Here is a 16,167-nt window from a genome sequence, read left to right as displayed (position 1 = left end):
CGCCGGCTGCTAGAGCCGGGTCCAGCGCACCCCGGGCGGGCAGGGCACGTTGCCGGCCGAGTGACCGTCGGCCGGTCCGAGGCCGCCGACGCTGCCGCTCATATAGCAGCGCGCGCGGCCGCCGACAGTCTTGCGGTAGATCGTCACGCCGTCGGAAGCCGTATAGCTGTCCAGGCTCACGCTGCGGCCGGCGTCGACGCGCGCGCCCGCCACCATGCCGGCGAAGCGCTCCCATTTGCGGTCGGGTTCGGCCGTGATCGGGCTGCTGTCCGCAGGCAGTTCCCGGGCTATCCTGCCGGCCATGCGCCGCGACGCGTCAAGCAGCCCGCCCGGCATGGGCGCGGGCGCAGCCTCGGTTTCGGCGGGCGGCGGGGTGGGCTGTGGTTCGAAGACAGCGTCGGGATTCGCGGGCTGGGCGGGCTGGGCGGGCAGCGTTGGCGGCCGCGCGCGCGTGACCGCGGGCGGCCGGGGCAGGGACCTGGAAGTGGCGGAGGACCGAGGCGGCGGCTTGACCATGACCAGCATCGTGGTGCGCTCGGTGGGAGCCAGGCCGGGGAGCTGCACGCCCGGCCGCAGCCACCAGGCCAGCACCAGCAGCAGGTGCTGGCCCAGCGCCAGGACGAGCGGCGTCCACGACACGGTACGCGATGATGCCGGAACGCCGCTCACCATGGCGGCTTACTTCGGCGCCGTCATGGCCTGCCGGATGGCGACACAGCGCTGGTCTTCCTGCAACGTGTCGAGCAGGGCGCGGCGGGTGCCGGCCGACAGGTCCTGGTACTTGTCGGCCGCCTCGCTCAGGCGCTTCACGCTTTGCGGGGTGCAGGTGGCCGGGATCAGGGCCCCGACGTAGGCGCGCATGTAGACCGGGCCGGCCGCCTTGTCGATCGCCGGCAGCTTCGCCAGGCGCGCGCTGGCGGTCTGCTCGGACAGCGCGTTCTGCTCGCTCGGGTAGAGGCTGTTCATCGCGGTGCGGATCTTCGAGAACGGCAGTTTGGTCTGCAGGTCTTCGACCGTGCCCAGCCACTGCGCCTTCACCTGCGGGGCAGGACGCGCGACGCTGGCCGCCAGCGCGGCGGCCTGGCCGGTGTCGGACTTGTCGCGCTGCGCTTCCTGCTCGGCCAGGGCGGCTGCCCCCGCCACGTTATAGCGGTTCAGGCGCCCGATGATGGCCCAGCGCAGGTCCTGGTTGATCGTCAGGCCTTCGACGACCGTGCTGCCGGCGAAGATGGCCTTCAGGCGGTCGAGCGCGACGGGGGTGCTGGCCAGGCCCAGGTAGGTCGAGAACCAGCGGCGCTGGAAGTTCTCGTTGCCCTTGTTCGCCAGCACGCCCTTCCACGCCATCTCTTCCAGCGTGGTGCGGGTCTGTCGCGCCCAGGCGCTGTCCAGGTTCATCGCGTCGAGATAGTCCTTCGAGGCGGCGACCTTGCCAAGGATGTCGCCCAGCAGCGTGTAGTCCTTCTCCAGCGGCGCATTGGTCAGCGCGGTCTCGATGAATTCGTTCAGCGGCAGCTTGGCGTCGCGTACGCCATCCCACAGGCTTTGCCAGAGCATGGTGCGCAGCAGCGGGTCCTCGACCCGGGACAGGCTGGCGCGCGCGGTGGCGAAGGAGCGATCATCCAGTTGCACCTTGACGAAGCCCCAGTCCTGGTAGTTCGGATAGACCAGGTCCGGACAGGCACTGCCGACCAGGCCCGGAACGTTCGTCGTCGCCCCGGCATAGGTGACGGCCACGTTCTGCGCCAGCGCCACCTTGCCGCCCTCGACCTTGAAGGTCGCCACCTGCACGCGCTGCTCGCGCAGGGTCGGGAACTGGCGGCTCGCGCTCTGCTTCAGGCTGAAGGACGCGATCTTGCCGGCCTTGCAGGTGTAGTCGGCGGCGATCGTGTTCACGCCCGGCTCGTACAGCCACTGGCGCGTCCAGCCGGAGAGGTCGCGGCCGGCGGCCTGGCCCAGGCTGCCGATGAAGTCGTCCAGCTTCGCGTTCTGGTACGCATACTTGACCAGGTAGTTGTGCACGCCCTTGCGGAAGGTCTCCGCGCCCAGCAGGTGGCGCAGCTGCATCAGGGTCGAGGCGCCCTTCGAATAGGTGATGGCGTCGATGTTGTCGAAGGCGTTGGCCGTCGACGGCACCGGCACCTCGATCGGGTGGGTCGTGAGCTTCTGGTCCTGGGCATAGGCGGCCTGCTTGCCGCTTGAATAGAAGGCCTGCCAGGCATCCTTGAACTCGGTCGCTTCGGCGGTGGCCAGCGTGCCCATGAAGGAAGCGAAGCTTTCGTTCAGCCACAGGCCGTTCCACCACTGCATGGTGACGAGGTCGCCGAACCACTGGTGGGCCATCTCGTGCATGATGACCGAGGCCAGCGACTGGCGCTGGGCGTCGGTCATCTTCGCCTTGTGCAGGAAGCGGCCTTCGGCGAAGGTGATCGCGCCGGCGTTTTCCATGGCGCCGTACAGGAAGTCCGGCACCAGCAGCTGGTCGTATTTTTCGAACTGGTAGGGGATGCCGAAGTAGTGGTCGAAGAAGGCCAGGCCGTCCTTCGTGTAGCGGAACCAGTCCTGCGGCGTCACCTGGGCCGCTACCGACTGGCGCGCGAACAGGCGCATCGGGTACTTGCCGCTGTTGTCTTCCCAGACTTTATAGGGGCCGGCGTGCAGCGAGAAGTTGTAGGGGCTCAGCTTCTTCGTCGTCGGGAAGGTCCAGCGGCGCAAGTCGCCCGCCTGCTCGATCTTCGACTCGCGCGTGGTCGACACCACATGCCAGTCGGCCGGGACGCTCGCCGTGACCTGGTAGGTCGCCTTCAGGTCGGGCTGGTCGAACACGGCGAACATCTGGTGCGCCGCGGCCGGCTCGAAGTGCGAGTAGGTGTAGACGCGGCCGTCGACCGGGTCGACCATGCGGTGCAGGCCTTCGCCATTGGTGCTGTGCAGGCGCTCGTAGGCGATGACGACGGTGTTGCGGCCCTCGGCCAGGTCGGCGGCGGCAATCGTGATGAACCAGTTGTTGTACTTCGCATCCACCGTCTTGCCGTTGACGGTCACCGATTTCACGGTGGCCTTGTCGAGGTCGATCGTCAGCGGCGAGGCCTTGTCCTTCAGGTCGAAGCTGGCCGTGGTGACGCCGCTGAAAGTCTCCTTGCCGGTCAGCGTGAATTCCAGCGCGTAGGCGACGTTCGACACGCGGGCCGAGCGCGCGGCGGTGTCCTGCTGCGACAGGAAGGCATTCTCGGCGCGGGCAGGCGCGGCGGCGGCATGTGCGGCATGGGCGGTGGCGCCGAAAGCGAAGGCGGAAGCGATGGCGAGCGCCATCAGGCGGAGTGCGAAGATGTTCAAGTAGCGGTCCTTGTAAGCACGCGCCAGCGAGGGCGCATCATGCGAATCGCGCAAGAATATCATGAGTGCAACGGGCGTTGCGCAGGAGTTGCGTATGCACGCGGCGCCCGTATTGACGGGCGCGCTTTGAAACGGAGGAGGGGCAGGCAGGGCGGCGCGCGGCCGCCCGTGGACGCTTATGCCGACAGCGCCGGGTAGTCCGTATAGCCCTCGCCGGTCTGGCCGTAGATCACCTCGGAGCGCAGCGGATTGAGCTCGGCGCCCAGCTTGAGACGCTGGGGCAGGTCCGGGTTGGCGATGAACCACAGGCCGAAGGCGATGGCGTCGGCCTTGCCGGTGCTGAGAAGCTGCCCGGCCGTTTCCACCGACATCTTCTCGTTGGCGATGAAGGGGCCGCCGAACTCCTTCTTCAGGAGCGGACCCAGGCTGTCTTCGCCCACGGCCTCGCGCGCGAAGATGAAGGCGATGCCGCGCTTGCCCAGCTCGCGGGCGACGTAGCCGAACGTTTCAAGAGGCGTGGAATCGCCCATGTCGTGCGAATCGCGGCGCGGGGCCAGGTGCATGCCGACCCGGTCGGCGCCCCAGACGTCGATGCAGGCATCGGTTACTTCCAGCATCAGGCGCGCACGGTTCTCGACCGGGCCGCCGTATGCATCCGTACGCTGGTTGGTGCTGTCCTGCAGGAACTGGTCGAGCAGGTAGCCATTGGCGCCATGCACCTCGACACCGTCGAAGCCGGCCTTCTTCGCGTTCTCGGCGCCCTTGCGGTAGGCGGCGACGATGCCGGCGATTTCAGCCGTTTCCAGCGCGCGCGGGGTGGTGTATTCGCGCTTCGGACGCAGCAGGCTGACGGTGCCGGCCGGCTTGATCGCGCTCGGGGCGACCGGAGCGGCGCCGTCGAGGAACACCGGGTCGGAGATGCGGCCGACGTGCCAGAGCTGCAGGACGATGCGTCCGCCCGCCTCGTGCACGGCCTGCGTCACCTGCTTCCAGCCTTCGACCTGTTCCTCGGACCAGATGCCCGGGGTATCGGCATAGCCGACGCCCATCGGCGTCACGGAGGTCGCTTCGGACAGGATCAGGCCGGCGCTGGCGCGCTGGGCATAGTACTCGGCCATGAGGGCGTTCGGCACGCGGCCGGGGCCGACGGCGCGGGCGCGGGTCAGCGGCGCCATGATGATGCGGTTCGGCAGCTCGAAGGCGCCGATCTTGATCGGGTCGAACAGGGTGGTCATGCATGCTCCTTCAAGAAATTAGCTGGCGGCCATCTTAAGGGAAGCGCCAGATTCCTGCCGAGGCCGCTTGATTTTGCGGAAGCGGCGGGACGGGCGGCGCAGGGCACGCGAGCGGCACACGGTATACTGCGGGCCGTTCTTGACAGGCGGCCTGGTCCGCGAAAGGGAAGCGATGAGCTGGATTTACCTGGTGGTGGCGGGCCTGCTTGAAGTGGCCTGGGCGGTAGGCCTGAAGTACACGGAAGGCTTCACGCGGCTGTGGCCTTCGGCCTTTACCCTGGCCACGATGGCAGGCAGCGTGGGCATGCTGGGCCTGGCCGTGCGCCATCTGCCGCTGGGGACGGCGTATGCGGTCTGGACCGGCATCGGCACCATCGGCACGGCCGTGTTCGGGATGGTGATCCTGGGCGAACCGGCAGGCGCGCTGCGGATTGCGTCGATCGGCCTGATCGCGCTAGGGATTGCCGGGCTGAAGCTGCTGACGCCCTGACTCGGAGGCGAGGTCGTAGGGTGGACACCTGTGTCCACGCTGTATGGTGCTGAAGCGTACCAAAACGCCTGTTTGTATCTTCGCTGAAGAGGATCCGTGCGGATACGCGACAGTTCCGCACCGCGTGGGCACAGGTGCCAACCCTACAAAAAAGGCGCCTTAATGAGGCGCCTGCGTCTGCGTGATGGGAAAACTGTCGCGATCGATCAGCGGTAAAACGCCTCGACCTTGCCCTTCAGCTTGATCAGCATGGGCTTGCCCTTGCGGTCGAGCACCTTGCCGGCGGCGACCTTGATCCAGCCTTCGCTGATGCAGTATTCCTCGACATCGTGGCGATCCTTGTCGTTGAAGCGGATGCCGATTTCATGCTGGAAGACGTCGCGGTTATGGAAAGGGCTGCTCGGGTCGATCGAGAGCCGGTCTGGGAGCGGGGGGAGGGTAGCGGTATCGTTCATGGGTGCGAATTATCCACCAGAACCGCGCCGCGTACAACGGCGCGCACGCCTGCGCGTCATGGAAAGGCCGGGACGGGTACAGTGCGGCTGCCGGGCTGCGCTTGCGGCCCGCCCATGTCCACGGCATTTCGCAGCGAAGAGGTGACAATGAACTGGCTTCCCGACGCATGGTCCGACCTGTTCGTGGTCGAGACCCCGGTCCTCGAACTGGTCGTGCGCGGCACGATCCTCTACTTCACCATCCTGGTGCTGATGCGCTTCATGCCGCGCCGCACCGGCGGCGAGCTGGCCACGATGGACCTGATCTTCCTGCTCCTGATCGCGGAAGCGGCGTCGAACGCCTTCGGCGAATACACCTCCATTTTTGAAGGCCTGGTGCTGGTCCTCGTCCTGATGGGCTGGAACTTCATCATCAATGCCGCCAGCTACCGCTTCCGCTTCATCGAGAAGCTGGTGTCCTCGCCGCCGATCCAGGTGATCCGCGATGGGCGCATGCTCAGGCGGAACATGCGGCGCGAATTCCTGACCGAGGAAGAGCTCATGAGTTCGCTGCGCCAGCAGAGCATCGCGTCGGTCGAGGAGGTCAAGGCCGCCTACATCGAGGGAGAAGGCGCGCTCACGGTCGTCAGGTTCAAGGAAGGCTGAGCGCCGCACCGCACCCTGCCTTGGCCGTGGAGTTGACGAAAAAACCAGCTGCGCTATACTCGACCGGGTTTTGAACACCATCACCGTGCACCGACGTGAACACTGACCGCATCCGCCGCCCCGCCGAACACGCCTGCCCACGCCGGGCCGGGCGCCGCGTGGCGTGCAGTTGCCCGCGTCTTGCCACCTGCCTCGCTTCGCGCGAATGCGGCGTCCTGTACGCCCGCCTCGTGCACCTTTCCACGCGAGATATCGCCGGCCTCTCGTAAGCTCGGCGAGCGCCGGGCGCCCACGCGGCCCCGGCCTCCCGAGCCTGCCCACGACTTGCCTGAGCTGCCAGCCCCCGGCTGGCCGACTTTCCATTTCGTTCTGCGGCCGCGCATTCGCGCCGGCTGCGAAAGGCCATTTCCATGACCGAACCACGCTATCTGCAACAACACGATGCCGCCGTGCTGAGCCGGCTTGCCGCCGCCTGGCTGGGCGCCGGCGGCGAGCGCGCATGCGCCGGCGCGCATCTCGCCGACATCCTGGCCACGGCCATCCTGCTGCCCGAATCCGACAGGACGGCGCAGTACGCCGCCCTGTATTCCCACGTCAGCTGCCGCAAGCTCGGCAGCGGTGAGCGCGAGGGCGTCTTCATCGCCTGTCCCCAGGACGCGAACCTGGCCCTGGCCCAGGTGTCGCTGCTCACGCCGCTGGCGCTGGCCGTGCTCGGGCGCGCCTGCGGCAGCGTGGTCGCCATCGGGGACCCGGCGGGCGGCGGGGACGCGTTCGAGATCCTCGCCATCACGCCTCCGGTACGGGCGGACTGGCCGCCACGCCGGGCGCCGGCCGCGCAGTCGGCCTACTGCTTCTAGCGATCCGGGCGCCGCCGCCCGGACGCGGCGCGCACCACGGACCCCGTTTCCAACACGACGGCGCGCCCTGTGGCGCGGCGTCGTCCATGGCAAAGGAGAACCGCATGCACGACATCAAGAAAATCCTGCTGGCCACGACCCAGAGCGCGCAGTCGCGCAACGCCGAACTGCGCGCGGCCCTGCTCAGCGCCCAGCTCGACGTGGGCAAGTTCGACATGATCGCTGTCAGGCAGGGCAAACGGGGAATGGGTACGCCCCTTACCAGCTTCAGCCATCTCGAAGTCGGCTGCGGCGTACTGCGCGCCTGGGTGGCCGGGCAGCGCCGTCCCTTCGCGCTGCCTGACCATCCGGATGCGGTCGACGTGCTCTGGAACGAACAGGCGCGGCCGGCGGCGGCGATCGTGGTCGGGCGCGCCCAGGAGATGGCGGCCGACCTGACGATCCTGGCGCCGCACCGGCGCAACGCCTTCCTCAAGCTGCTGGCGTCGTCCGACAGCGACGAGATCGTCCGGCGCAGCCGCAACGCGGTGCTGGTGGTGCACCAGGAGCCGCGCGAGGTCTACCAGCGGGTGCTGGTGGCGGTCGACTTTTCGCAGGACGCCCTGAACGCGGCGCGCATGGCGCTGGCGCTCGCGCCCAGCGCCCACTTCACCTTCCTGCACGCCTACCGCCTGCCCGACGAAGGCCTGATGCGCGAATTCGAGGTGCCCGCCGGCGTCGTCGACGCCTACCTGGTGCGTGGCTGCGAGGCGGCGCGCGAGCGCTTGTCAAACTGGATCGACGCGCTCAAGCCGATGCGCCAGCCGCGGGCGCGCGCCGTGCATTCCGGCTTTCCGGTGCCGGTGATCCGCTCCTGCGCGCGGCGCATCGGCGCCGACCTGGTCGTGCTCGGACGCCAGGGGCAGGGGCGGCGCGGGCGCGACGCCCTGGGCGAGGCGCCACGCCGTCTCAGCCGCGATGCCGACTGCGACGTCCTGATCGGCCCGGCCGGCACGCAGCTCGCCCACGGCGTCGCCCATGGCGGCGGCGCCGGCCTGGCCGAGGCCAGCCCGGCCTGAGGCGTCAGGCGCCGGGAAGCCCGGCGCCGTGCTGCAGGTGCTGGCGCACCAGGTCGGCGACGGTCGGGGCGCCGAGCTTGTCCATCATGCGCGCCTTGTGCACTTCGACCGTGCGCACGCTGATTCCCAGCGCCTGCGCCAGCTCGCGGTTGTGGCGTCCGGCCACCACCTGCAGCATCACTTCGCGTTCGCGCGGCGTCAGGCTGGCCTCGCGCCGCAGGTAGTCGGCGCGCGCCGCGCTGTTGCCGCCGCTGCTGGCCTGGCGCGCGAACGCCTCCTCGATCGCGGCCACCAGCGCCGCTTCCTGCAGCGGCTTTTCCAGGAAGTCGACGGCCTGGGCGCGGAAGGCTTCGCGCGCCGAATCGACATCGCCGTGGCCGGTGATGATCAGGACCGGCAGCCGGGAACCCCGCTCGGCCAGGGCCTTCTGCAGGCTCAGGCCGTCCATGCCCGGCATGCGGATGTCGATCAGCACGCAGCCGCGCATGCCGGCCTGCCAGGCGCCGAGGAAGGCGGCGGCGTCGGCGAAGAAGGCGGTGCGGTAGCCGTGCAGGCTCAGCAGCAGGCCGAGGGCGTCGCGCACGGCGGCATCGTCGTCGACGATGAAGACGGTATTTTCAGGATTCATGGCGCTTCTCATTCTCCTCCTCTTTCTCGTCCGGCAGTTGCGCCGGCAGCACGATGGTCAGCACCGCGTGCCGCCCCGGCGCGGCGGCCAGGCTGCCGCCGTGGGCCTCGACGATGGCGCGGCTGATCGCCAGGCCCAGTCCCAGTCCGCTCGACTTGAGCGACACGAAGGGCTCGAACAGGCGCGCCCGGATCGACGGGGCGATGCCGGGACCATTGTCGGCGATCCTGATCCAGACCTTGCCGCGCTCGAGGCCGGCGTCGACCGTGACGCGCCGCGCCAAGCCCTCGGGCAGCTCCGCCAGCGCCTGGATCGCGTTGGCCAGCAGGTTGCGCAGCACGATCTCGAGCTGCACGCCGTCGCCCAGCAGGCTGGCCGCGGGCAGGGTGCCGACCTCGACCTTGATGCCGGCCTCGCGCGCCTGGACGGCGAGGGAATCGACGCCGGCCTGGACCAGCGCCGGCAGCGACAGCGGCTCCAGGCGCACACTGCCGGTGCGGAAGAATTCGCGCAGCCGCTTGAGCACGTTCGATGCGCGCTGCGATTCAGCCACCATCGCGGCGATCGTCTTCTGCAGCAGCGGGTCGGGCAGCGGGCCACCGCCGCGCTCCGCCAGCCGCTGGCAGGCGCTGCCGTAGGCCGAGAGGGCGGTGAGCGGCTGGTTCAGCTCGTGGGCCAGCGCCGCCGCCATCTCCCCGGCCGCCGCCAGGCGCAGCGACTGGCGCAGTTCGTCGCTGGCGCGGCGCGCCACGTCCACCGCGATGCCGATCAGGAAGCCCGACAGCGTCAGGGTCAGCACCAGCATCTGCACGTCGGGCATGTGGGCGGCATAGGCCAGCGGGCGCAGGGCGGCCACGGTGACGCCGGCTTCGAGCACGATCGCGGCCGCGATCGCGCCGGCCATGCCCTGGCGCGCCGCGGCCCAGGCCAGCGGCAGGATCAGGAGGTGGTAGGCAAAGGACTCGAGCGCCGGCCCCTGCAGCGCGATCGACAGCACCAGCGCGATCAGGGCGGCGTAGGCCAGGGTTTCCGGCGTGCGCACGCGCTGCAGGGCCTCGGCGCGCAGCGCGGGGTCGAGCAGGCACCAGGCGGCCGGCACGATCACCAGCATGCCCGCGGTCTCGGCCACGGCATAGCGGGTCACCGCCTCGATCCAGGCCGGGCCGGCAAAGGCCGCGGATCCCAGCAGCATGCCCGCGTACAGCACCGCGCCGGCGATGCTGGCCAGGGTGACGATGCCGGCCCAGGACAGCAGACCGCGGTGGCTGGCGAAGAAGGCGCTGCCCGGCAGCAGGCGGCGCGTCAGCCATCCGGCCGCCGCGTACACCGGCAGGGGCAGGAGCCCGACCAGCAGCGAGAAGCCGGGCCGCGCCGGCAGGGCCGGCGTGATCGCGGCCGCCACCAGCGCGGCGGCGAACAGCGGCAGCAGGGCATGCCGGCCGTAACGCAGCAGGGCGTACAGGGCCAGGCCGGCGGCCGGGTGCCAGACCGGGGCGATCACCTGCAGCCGGGCTTCGGGGCCGCTGAGGATGTCGAAGGCAACGTAGGCGGCAAGGAAGGCAAGGCCGTTCCCTGCCGCGCGTACAGCACGCAGGTTGTTCATGGTGGGGCCGGTCGGGCGTCCGGGCGGGAGGACAAAGGCCGGAGTATACGAAATTCCCCGCGTCCCGGCACCTGGCGCCGGCTTGCGGCGACGGGTGTAAGGGAAACCCGTAGGGGCGCGGGCGAATAGGCAAGCCGGGGGCGATCGCCGATACTCGCTGCTGATCAGTTGGCGGTTCGCCGGAAGGAGGAAAAGGGAATGAAGGAGCTCGTGTTGGCGTTGGCGATCATCGGCGCCTGCCTGTTCTGGACCGCATGGCGCGAGCACAGGGACGCGAACCGGCGCGACAGCGCGCTGATGGCGGCGCTGGGCGTGGCGATGGCGGCCGGCAGCGCGCTGGCCGGCCTGGTGGGCTAGCACGGCCATGGACATCACCAGACAGTTCGTGAAGGCCAAGCGTCCCTGCGCCGAGGGCTTCCGCTGGTTCCTGCGCCACCACGACGAGGGCGCCGACTACCAGCCCCTGCTCGACGCCCTGGTGGCCGACGGCCGCGTCGACGACGCCTGCTGGCTGCTGGCGCAATTCGGCCCCACCGACGCCGTGCTGTCGGTCGACGCCCTCGAGGCCGACGCCATCGTGTTCGCCGGCACCCTCGTCGTACACGGCAGCATCACCGTCGGCACGGTGCTGCGCACCGGCGGCGGCATCCGCTGCGACGGCAGCATCCGCGCCGGCACGGCGATTGCCTGTGGCGCCGACCTGCGCTGCGAAGGCATGGTGGTCAGCGAGGGCAGCATCGAAACCGGCGGCAACCTGCATGTGCGCTGGGGCATCGAGGCGGCCGGCAGCATCCGGGTCGGCGGCGAACTGCGCGCCGACTGGGACATCGTCAGCGGACGCGAACTGACGACGGGCGCGAACTGCATTGCTGGACGCGACATCACGGCCGGCGCCGCGCTCGACTGCGGCAAGGGCCTGCGCGCCGGCGGCGCCATTGCCGCCCACGGGCGCATCTGCGCCGGGCAGGGCATCGAGGCCGGCGCCGGCATCGACTGCGCCAGCCACCTGCAGGCGAACTGGGGCATCAAGGCCGGCAAGGCCATCCTTGCGCGCGGCGCGATCAAGGCCGGGGAAAGCCTGCAGGCGGGCGAAGAGATCGCCGCCGGCGCCGGCTACGGCGTGTATGCGGGACTGCAGGTGCATTGCGATGCCTGGGAGTCCAGTGCGCGCGTGCATGCCTGCCTGCGCCCGACGAGACTGCTGAGCGGCTGGTGGGGTGGTCCCGGCCGTTGAGGCGGGACGCCACCGGAGTTCCCTGTGTACAGGCTGGTTTTTTCCTTCCCGCCCTGGTGCGGCGGGCCGGTTGAGCTGCGCATCGACGTCGAGCGGCCCGCCGATGAGCTCGAGCGCGAGCTCGACGAACTGCAGCGGCGCATGGCTTGCCGCGGCGACGCCCTGCATGGCCTGCCGCTGCTGCCCATCGTGCTGCCCGGTTTCGTGTTCCGGCACCGCGAAGCCGGCGGCGAGCATTACGTGTACGTCGAGGATGCCATCAGCGGCCGCCTGGCCGGCTACACGGTGTTCAGCCGGGTGCCGGAAGCGGGTCGCGGCGCCGGCGCCTGCCTGCGCGCGCCGCACTCGAAATACCGGGTCCGCTACCAGCGCCGCGGCATCGCCACCACGGTCTACCGCTGGTGGCTCGACGGCGGACGCTGCCTGATCAGCGGCGCGCGCCAGTCGAGCGGCGCCCACGCCCTCTGGGGCCGGCTGGCGGCGCGCTATCGGCTGGTCTACGTCGGCGTGCGCGACCGGCGCCTGCGCTGCCTGGGCGGGGAGGTCGATGCGCGCCTGCGCGAAGACCTGTTCACGCGCATGGTCCTGCTCGGATCGGGCTGGGACCTGGCGCGCCTGGCCTCTTGCAGCGGCATGCGCCTGGACGACTGAGCCGCCGCGGCGTGCGGGCGGGCGTGCTAGACTCGGGCTTCGTACCGCATCCCCGCACGCCATTGTCCATGATCGAGAGCCCATCCGTCGACCTGGCGATCCGCAGCTATCCGGCGCAGCCGACGGCGGACCGCCACGATTTCGCCCAGCTGGTATTGCCCCTGGACGGCGAGGTGCGGCTTGCGATCGACGGCAGGGAAGGGCGGCTCGATCCCCTGCACGGCGCCCTGGTCGTGCCGGGCGCCTGGCACTCGCAGTACAGCGCGGTCGCCAACCGCTCCCTGATCGTCGACATCGGGCGCGCGGCGATGACCCACGATGCCTTCGAGCGCCTGCGCGAGCGCCCCTTCACCCCGATCGGCGCGGCCGCGCGCAAGCTGGTCGAATACATGGGCATCATGGCGGCGCGACAGGCGGCGCCCGCCGTACTCGCCGGCTGGATGCCGCTGCTGCTCGATACCCTGGCGCTGGACGTTCCCCAGCCGCGTTCGCGCCTGGCCGCGCTGCTGGCCAGGATCGAAGCCGAGCCCGGGCTGGCCTGGAGCCTGGAGGCGATGGCGCGCTGCGCCGGCCTGAGCGCCAGCCGCCTGCACGAACTGTTCCGTGAAGAACTGGACACCAGTCCCCATGCCTGGCTGCTGCAAAAGCGTATCGAGCTCGCCTGCCGGCAACTGGCGGGCAGCGGGCAGGCCATCGCCGAGGTGGCGCTGCGGGCCGGGTTTGCCGACCAGAGCGCGCTGACCCGCGCCATGCGCCGGCACATGGACACGACGCCCGCGGCGTATCGGCGCCGGAGCCGGGAAAATGCCGGGCCCTGACACGAACCCGCTTGCCTTCGAGACAAGACTGCTCCTACACTGGCGTTCCCGATTTTCAGAAGCGCCGAGTCCGGCGAGTAGACCAGATGCTTTCCCCAGCTTTATTCGAATCGGCTTTCAACAGTTCTCCCGTCGGTAACTATCTGCTCTCGCCTACGCCCGAGGCGATCATTCTCGCCGTCAACGATACCTTTCTGCGGGCATCGTCCCGGACCCGCGAGGAACTGGTCGGCGTCAGCCTGTTCGAAGCCTTCCCCGGCAACCCGCACGACCCGGAGGACACCAGCGAGGCGGAGCTGCGCAGCTCGTTCGCGCGCGTGATGGAGACGGGCCAGCCGGACAACCTGCCGGTGCAGCGCTATCCCATCCCCGTCACGTTGCCCGATGGCCAGGTCGTTTTCGAGGAACGTTTCTGGAGCTCGTACAGCAGCCCGATCTTCGATGCCGATGGCCGCATCGTCTGCATATCGCACACCAACCGCGACGTGACCGAACAGATCCGCGCGGAAAATGCCCTGCGCGAGAACGAGAAGCGTTTCCGCGCCCTGACCCTGGCTTCCTCCGACGTCGTCTACCGCATGAATCCGGACTGGACCCGGCTCCGCGAACTGGAAGGCCGCGGCTTCCTCAAGAACAGCGCCGACTCGCACGAGTTCTGGCTCGACGAATACATTCCGCCGGAAGACCACGCGCTGGTGCATGCCGCTGTCGAGGAGGCGATCCGCGAACGCAAGATCTTCGAGCTCGAGCACCGGGTGCGCCGCCTCGACGGCAGCGTCGGCTGGACGCTCTCGCGCGCGGTGCCGATGTTCGACGCCGACGGCGCGATCTACGAATGGATCGGCGCCGCCAGCGACATCACCGAGCGCCGCGAGGCCGAGGAAAAGCTCAGGCAGGCCGACCGCCACAAGGACGAGTTCCTGGCGATGCTGGCCCACGAGCTGCGCAACCCGCTGGCGCCGGTCGGGGTGGCCGCGCAATTGCTGCAGCAAGGCAGGCTGGACGAGGCGGGGGTGCGCCGGACCAGCGAGATCATCGGCCGCCAGGTCCTGCACATGACCCACCTGATCGACGACCTGCTCGACGTCTCGCGCGTCACCAACGGCCTGGTCACGCTGGACAAGGCGCCGGCCGACGTCAACGCCATTCTCAGGGATGCGGTGGAGCAGGTCATGCCGCTGATGCGCGCCCGGCACCATGAGCTCGGCTGCAGCCTGCCGCCTGGGGCACCGCTGGTGCTCGGCGACAAGAAGCGGCTGGTGCAGGTCGTCACCAATATCCTGAACAATGCCGCCAAGTACACCCGCGACGGCGGCAAGATCGCCCTGACGGCCCGGCTCGACGGCGGCCACGTGCGCATCGCGGTCGTCGACAACGGCATCGGCATGGCGCCCGAGATGGCGGCGCGCGCCTTCGACCTGTTCACCCAGGCCGAGCGCACCCCGGACCGTTCGTCCGGCGGCCTCGGGCTGGGCCTGGCGCTGGTGAAGAGCCTGGTCGAACTGCATGGCGGGACCGTGTCCTGCGACAGCCCCGGTCCCGGCAAGGGCAGCCGCTTCACCGTCTGCCTGCCGCGCCTGGCCGATGTAGGCGGCGCCACGCGGCCGGACATGTCCGCGGACGAGGCCAGGGAAGCCGCCGCGCCGCTGCGCATCATGGTGGTGGACGACAACGTCGATGCCGCCACGACCCTGGCCGTGCTGCTGGAGACGGCCGGCCACGAGGTGGCGGTCGAGCATCGCTCGCAGGGCGCGCTCGAGCGGGCGCGCCTTGACCCGCCCCAGGTCTGCCTGCTCGACATCGGGCTGCCCGAGATGGACGGCAAGGAGCTGGCGCAGCAGTTGCGCGCCCGGCCGGAGACCGCCGCCAGCCTGCTGGTCGCGATCACCGGTTACGGACAGGAGAGCGACCAGCAGGCCGCCCTGGCCGCGGGATTCGACCACTACCTGGTCAAGCCCATCGACACGGCCAGGCTGGAGAGCATCCTGGCGCGCGCGGGCGCGGGCTGAATCCGGTTCCAGCCCCGCAACCGGAAGATACGCCAAAAGCGGCGGAGCTTCCGACAAGATTTCCCGGCGCGGTGGGTTCAGACTCCGTGTTTTCTGGAGACTGAACATGCTCGTGAAACAAACCTGGCTCGGCATCGGCGCGGGCGTGCTGGCCGGCGCCCTCTGGGGCCTGGTCTTCGTGGCGCCGGAACTGGCGGCAGGCTTCGGCTCGCTGCAGCTCTCGGCCGGCCGCTACATCGTCTACGGCCTGGTGGCGGCCGTCCTGATCGCCCCTTCGTGGCGGCGCCTGGCGCGTCAGCTGACGCGCACCGAGTGGCGCGCGCTCTTCTGGCTCAGCCTGTGCGGGAACATCGTCTATTACCTGTTCCTTGCCACCGCCGTGCAGGCCGGCGGGGTGGCGATGGCTTCGCTGGTGATCGGCCTGCTGCCGCTGGCGGTCACCCTGGTCGGCAGCCGCGACAGGCAGGCGGTGGCGTTGCGGCGGCTGCTGCCTTCGCTGCTGCTCGGCCTGGCCGGGCTGCTCTGCATCAGCTGGGAGTCGCTGGCCGGGGCCGGCGCAGGCCAGGGCTCGCTCATGGGCCTGGCCTGCGCGCTCGGCGCGCTGGCTTCCTGGACCGTGTATGCGGTCGCGAACAGCCGGATACTGGCGCGGCTCGACACGGTGTCGGCCCACGAGTGGAGCCTCCTGGTCGGGGTGGTGACCGGCGGCCAGGCCCTGCTGCTGGCGGTCCCGGCCTTCCTGTTCGCCGGCCAGGTGCATGCTGATGCCGACTGGCTGCGCTTCGCCGGCGTGGTCGGCGCCGTCGCGGTCTTCTGCTCGGTCATCGGCAACGGCCTGTGGAACTACGCCAGCCGCGCGCTGCCCCTGAGCCTGATGGGGCAGATGATCGTCTTCGAGACCATCTTCGCCGCGCTCTACGGCTTCCTGTGGGCGGGGCGCTGGCCGACCCTGGCCGAGGGTGCGGCCCTGGTCCTGCTGAGCGCCGGGGTGGTGTCCTGCGCCTCGGTACACCGGAACACGCAGGCGGGCGAGGCCGGCGCCGCCGCGCCGCGTGCGCCAGGCCAGGGCCTGGAAACACATGCGATGACGAAAGCGGCTGCCGACGACTAGCCGGAATTGACCTGAGTGAACCACATGTTACGATTCTGGG

At 69.8% G+C, this 16,167-nt stretch carries 16 protein-coding genes; 10 read left to right on the top strand and 6 right to left on the bottom strand.

The window, feature by feature from the left end; translation table 11 throughout:
* Nucleotides 1–9: 9 nt before the first annotated feature.
* The 3 genes from ACSUZJ_RS15925 to ACSUZJ_RS15915 all read right to left on the bottom strand — a co-directional run bounded on the left by ACSUZJ_RS15925 (nt 10) and on the right by ACSUZJ_RS15915 (nt 4,568).
* Nucleotides 10–672, bottom strand: coding sequence for a hypothetical protein (locus ACSUZJ_RS15925; RefSeq protein WP_499409778.1), 663 nt, complete (start codon nt 670–672; stop codon nt 10–12).
* A gap of 6 nt (nt 673–678) precedes the next feature.
* A complete protein-coding gene (gene pepN / locus ACSUZJ_RS15920) occupies nt 679–3,333 on the bottom strand; it encodes an aminopeptidase N (RefSeq protein ID WP_499409776.1) in 2,655 nt (884 codons plus the stop codon).
* A 176-nt stretch (nt 3,334–3,509) separates the two neighbouring features.
* A complete protein-coding gene (locus ACSUZJ_RS15915; RefSeq protein WP_499409774.1) occupies nt 3,510–4,568 on the bottom strand; it encodes an alkene reductase in 1,059 nt (352 codons plus the stop codon).
* 172 nt (nt 4,569–4,740) lie between these two features.
* Between ACSUZJ_RS15915 and sugE the strand changes: the two genes are divergently transcribed.
* A complete protein-coding gene (sugE, locus tag ACSUZJ_RS15910; RefSeq protein ID WP_499409772.1) occupies nt 4,741–5,058 on the top strand; it encodes a quaternary ammonium compound efflux SMR transporter SugE in 318 nt (105 codons plus the stop codon).
* A 206-nt stretch (nt 5,059–5,264) separates the two neighbouring features.
* Here sugE and ACSUZJ_RS15905 read toward each other — a convergent pair whose 3' ends face one another.
* Entirely contained in the window at nt 5,265–5,513 is a 249-nt protein-coding gene (locus ACSUZJ_RS15905) for a DUF3297 family protein (RefSeq protein WP_499409770.1), read from the bottom strand.
* 147 nt (nt 5,514–5,660) lie between these two features.
* On the opposite strand from ACSUZJ_RS15905, the gene ACSUZJ_RS15900 reads away from it, so the two are divergent.
* The 3 genes from ACSUZJ_RS15900 (at nt 5,661) to ACSUZJ_RS15890 (ending at nt 8,073) form a co-directional block, all read left to right on the top strand.
* Complete coding sequence (locus tag ACSUZJ_RS15900; RefSeq protein ID WP_499409768.1) at nt 5,661–6,158, top strand: DUF421 domain-containing protein; 498 nt, start codon at nt 5,661–5,663, stop codon at nt 6,156–6,158.
* A 410-nt stretch (nt 6,159–6,568) separates the two neighbouring features.
* Nucleotides 6,569–7,015, top strand: coding sequence for a GreA/GreB family elongation factor (locus ACSUZJ_RS15895; RefSeq protein ID WP_499409766.1), 447 nt, complete (start codon nt 6,569–6,571; stop codon nt 7,013–7,015).
* A gap of 86 nt (nt 7,016–7,101) precedes the next feature.
* Nucleotides 7,102–8,073 (top strand): universal stress protein, encoded by a 972-nt coding sequence (locus ACSUZJ_RS15890; protein ID WP_499409764.1) that lies wholly within the window; start codon nt 7,102–7,104, stop codon nt 8,071–8,073.
* A 4-nt stretch (nt 8,074–8,077) separates the two neighbouring features.
* Here the strand turns inward: ACSUZJ_RS15890 and ACSUZJ_RS15885 are convergent, their stop codons facing one another.
* A complete protein-coding gene (locus ACSUZJ_RS15885; protein WP_499409762.1) occupies nt 8,078–8,701 on the bottom strand; it encodes a response regulator transcription factor in 624 nt (207 codons plus the stop codon).
* On the bottom strand, nt 8,691–10,304 hold the full coding sequence (locus ACSUZJ_RS15880) for a sensor histidine kinase (protein WP_499409760.1): 1,614 nt from the start codon (nt 10,302–10,304) through the stop codon (nt 8,691–8,693). The genes ACSUZJ_RS15885 and ACSUZJ_RS15880 overlap by 11 nt, the downstream gene beginning before the upstream one ends.
* Nucleotides 10,305–10,502: 198 nt before the next feature.
* On the opposite strand from ACSUZJ_RS15880, the gene ACSUZJ_RS15875 reads away from it, so the two are divergent.
* From ACSUZJ_RS15875 to ACSUZJ_RS15850, 6 genes are all read left to right on the top strand, one after another.
* Nucleotides 10,503–10,661 (top strand): hypothetical protein, encoded by a 159-nt coding sequence (locus tag ACSUZJ_RS15875; RefSeq protein WP_499409758.1) that lies wholly within the window; start codon nt 10,503–10,505, stop codon nt 10,659–10,661.
* Between the two features lie 7 nt (nt 10,662–10,668).
* Nucleotides 10,669–11,538 carry a hypothetical protein gene (locus ACSUZJ_RS15870; protein ID WP_499409756.1) on the top strand — a complete coding sequence of 290 codons (870 nt, stop codon included), beginning with the start codon at nt 10,669–10,671 and terminating at the stop codon, nt 11,536–11,538.
* Between the two features lie 24 nt (nt 11,539–11,562).
* A complete protein-coding gene (locus ACSUZJ_RS15865; RefSeq protein WP_499409754.1) occupies nt 11,563–12,189 on the top strand; it encodes an N-acetyltransferase in 627 nt (208 codons plus the stop codon).
* A gap of 68 nt (nt 12,190–12,257) precedes the next feature.
* The gene (locus tag ACSUZJ_RS15860) at nt 12,258–13,007 is read left to right on the top strand and encodes a helix-turn-helix transcriptional regulator (protein ID WP_499409752.1); all 750 of its coding nucleotides are present in this window, start codon (nt 12,258–12,260) and stop codon (nt 13,005–13,007) included.
* 86 nt (nt 13,008–13,093) lie between these two features.
* Nucleotides 13,094–15,016 carry a PAS domain-containing hybrid sensor histidine kinase/response regulator gene (locus ACSUZJ_RS15855; protein ID WP_499409750.1) on the top strand — a complete coding sequence of 641 codons (1,923 nt, stop codon included), beginning with the start codon at nt 13,094–13,096 and terminating at the stop codon, nt 15,014–15,016.
* A gap of 106 nt (nt 15,017–15,122) precedes the next feature.
* Nucleotides 15,123–16,127: a DMT family transporter gene (locus ACSUZJ_RS15850; protein ID WP_499409748.1), complete on the top strand. Its 1,005-nt coding sequence runs from the start codon at nt 15,123–15,125 to the stop codon at nt 16,125–16,127.
* Nucleotides 16,128–16,167: the final 40 nt, after the last annotated feature.

This window comes from Telluria sp. B2, from assembly GCF_051789535.1.
In the GTDB taxonomy this organism is placed as follows: domain Bacteria; phylum Pseudomonadota; class Gammaproteobacteria; order Burkholderiales; family Burkholderiaceae_D; genus Telluria.
Note: the sequence above shows the minus strand (reverse complement) of the source record. Positions and strands in the feature narration are given on the sequence as shown.